Origin of the sequence: Castellaniella sp., assembly GCF_034007085.1 — a bacterium.
Classification (GTDB): Bacteria; Pseudomonadota; Gammaproteobacteria; order Burkholderiales; family Burkholderiaceae_B; genus Castellaniella.
Genome location: NZ_JAVERO010000212.1, coordinates 1 through 2,671, shown reverse-complemented (window position 1 = coordinate 2,671; position 2,671 = coordinate 1). Strand labels below are relative to the sequence as shown.

The following is a 2,671-nucleotide window of genomic DNA, read 5'->3' as shown; positions in this document are numbered from 1 at the left end:
TTCAAGGGCAGGCTGTGGGGCAGCATGGGTTCCCGGCCGTATCCCAGCCGAGGGCCGACCCAGCGCGCACCAACCAGGCCGGCCACTCCGGCGCTGATATGAACGACCGTGCCACCGGCGAAATCCAGCGCGCCGCGCAGATGCAGCCAGCCGTCTGCGGCCCAGACCATGTGCGCGATCGGGATGTAGCCCAGAGTGAACCACAGGCCGGCGAAGGCCAGTGCCGCACCGAAGCGGGTGCGTTCGGCCATGCTGCCGGTGATCAGGCCGCAGGTGATGGCGGCGAATGTCGCCTGGAACAGGGCAAACAGCAGTTCCGGGATCGTGCCCAGCAGTGGCATGGGCGCATCGGCATTACCCGCCTGGTACAGGCCTGCCAGCCCCAGGCGGGACCATCCGCCCAGGCCGCCGAAACCTTCGGTGAACACCAGGGAATAGCCATAGGCGAACCACAGCACCGCGACCAGTGCGCAGACCCCCAGTGTCTGGGTCATGACGGACAGCGCATGGCGCTTGCGCGCCAGCCCGCCATAGAACAGCGCCAATCCTGGCGTACACATCAGCCAGACCAGCAGGGCCGAGGTCGTGGTCCAGACCAGATCACTTTTGTCCATGAGGAATGCTCCTTTTGTATGATGCGTCAGAGAGCGGCTTCGCCGGTCTCGCCCGTGCGGATGCGCACGACGTGTTCCAGGGGAGTGACGAAAATCTTGCCGTCGCCGATCTTGCCGGTGCGGGCCGCCTGGGTCAGGCATTCGACGGTCATTTCCACCAGGGCATCCGGGACGGCGACCTGGATCTGCAGCTTGGGCAGGAAATCAACCTGGTATTCCGCTCCGCGGTAGAGCTCGGTATGACCTTTCTGTCGGCCAAAGCCCTTGGCTTCCGTGACGGTCATGCCCTGGATGCCGGCGGCTTCCAACGCGGCATGGGTTTCTTCCAGCTTGAACGGCTTGATGAGCGCAGTGACGAGTTTCATGAGTGCTCCTTTGCAGTGTGCGTGCACACAGGCTTGTAGCAAGGGGCGTGCCAACTCTGATTTTTCGTTGCGTGTGAGGCGGGCTGGGGGAGGGCGGGCGCCGATCAGACGCTGGCGTGATGGTGGCGCCTGCCCCGCACCGCGTGGGTGCGGCGCCGCACTGGATTGGTGCGCATGCGGGTGGCTGATGATGCCCCGCTGTCTGCATCCCCGGCAAGCAATTCGATGCTTGAAGCGTTGATGCGGCTGATCGGCACCGGGAATGGCCTTGGTTTTGTGTCCAGTTGTTGATCCCGCTGCCGGCTGCCGTCAGGTATTCCAGGAGATTTTCCCTGCTGGCAGAGCGGGATGGCGGCACTTTATGCGTGAAGCTGTCCAGTCATCAGTCATTACAAGTCAGGGTTTACCCGTTTTCCAGGGTCGCTAGAATTGTAACTACCCCGGTTGTAACAGACCGGTCTTTGAAAATGATCCGCATTTCATACAGCGGAATTTTGCATAGGGAAGATCATGAACATGACGCGTAAAACGCTGACTCTGGCTGCCATGGTGGCATCGCTCAGCCTGCTGGCTGCGTGCTCCAAGAGCGATGACGCTTCTGCGCCGCCTCCGGCGGCTCCCGCGCCTTCGACGGCGCCGACCCCGGCTCCCGTGCCTCCCGCCACGCAAGAACAGCAGAGTGCTCCGGCCGACTCACAGTCCATGCAGGACAAGATCAAGGAATCGGCCGAGGCCGCCAAGGACAAGGCGGCTGAAGTCGGCCAGGCCGTGTCCGACAAGGCGGGTGAACTGGCCCGCGAGGCCGGTGAAGCCGCCAACAGCGCCCGCGAATCCGTGAAGGAAGGCGCAGCCAAGGCTGATGCCGCCATCCAGGACGCCGTCGGCAACTCGAACAGCGGCTCGAAATAAGCACGTCAAGAGGCGGGACGTAATTGTCCCGCCGGCCTCCTGCGATCCCTTGGTGTCCTCTATAGTGGGCGCGGAGCATGCGGGAGGATCTGATGTCGCTTGCCGTTCTATCCAGCCGGGCCCTGTTCGGGCTGCGGGTCTGGCCTGTGCAGGTCGAGGTCCATGTGGGCAGCGGCCTGCCTTCTTTTTCCATTGTCGGCTTGCCAGGCGTGGGCGTGCGCGAAAGCCGCGAACGAGTGCGTTCGGCACTGCTGAGTTGCGGCTTCGAATTTCCGGCTGGTCGGATCACCGCCAATCTGGCCCCCGCCGACTTGCCCAAGGATTCCGGCCGTTTCGATTTGCCAATTGCGTTGGGCGTGCTGCTGGCCTCCGGGCAGATTGTCGACGCCCGGGGACAGGTGCCCGATGTGCGGCATTATGTGCTGGCGGGCGAATTGTCGCTGACCGGCAGTGTCGTGCCAGCGGACGCTGCGCTGGCGATTGCGCTTTCGGTTGCCCGCCACGATCCGGATGCCGTGTTGGTCATGGCGCCAGCTTCGGCAGGCGTAGCTGCCCGGGTGCCGGGTCTGCGGGTGCTGGCGGCTGGCGGCCTGGACGATGTGGTGGCCCATTTTTCCGGTCAGCAGGTGCTGCCTGATGCGCTGCCGATGTGCGATGAGCCGACAGACGATGAGTCCGTGCCGTGCCTGTCGGACGTTCGTGGTCAACAGGCGGCGCGGCGTGCCCTGGAGCTGGCGGCTGCCGGCGGACATGGTCTGCTGATGACGGGCTGCCCAGGGGTGG

At 64.2% G+C, this 2,671-nt stretch carries 4 protein-coding genes; 2 read left to right on the top strand and 2 right to left on the bottom strand.

The annotated features are described in order from the left end of the window. Together RBR29_RS11860 and RBR29_RS11855 are read right to left on the bottom strand one after the other, a co-directional pair. On the bottom strand, positions 1-614 hold a 614-nt coding region (locus RBR29_RS11860), incomplete at its 3' end, for an ammonium transporter (protein ID WP_369293026.1). Positions 615-640: 26 nt separating this feature from the next. Continuing rightward, complete coding sequence (locus tag RBR29_RS11855) at positions 641-979, bottom strand: P-II family nitrogen regulator (protein WP_320349513.1); 339 nt, start codon at positions 977-979, stop codon at positions 641-643. A gap of 510 nt (positions 980-1,489) precedes the next feature. Here RBR29_RS11855 and RBR29_RS11850 point away from each other — a divergent pair. Together RBR29_RS11850 and RBR29_RS11845 are read left to right on the top strand one after the other, a co-directional pair. Continuing rightward, positions 1,490-1,888, top strand: coding sequence for a hypothetical protein (locus RBR29_RS11850; protein WP_320349512.1), 399 nt, complete (start codon positions 1,490-1,492; stop codon positions 1,886-1,888). A 92-nt stretch (positions 1,889-1,980) separates the two neighbouring features. Further along, positions 1,981-2,671, top strand: a 691-nt coding sequence (locus tag RBR29_RS11845) for a magnesium chelatase domain-containing protein (RefSeq protein WP_320349511.1), incomplete at its 3' end; no start/stop codon positions are given.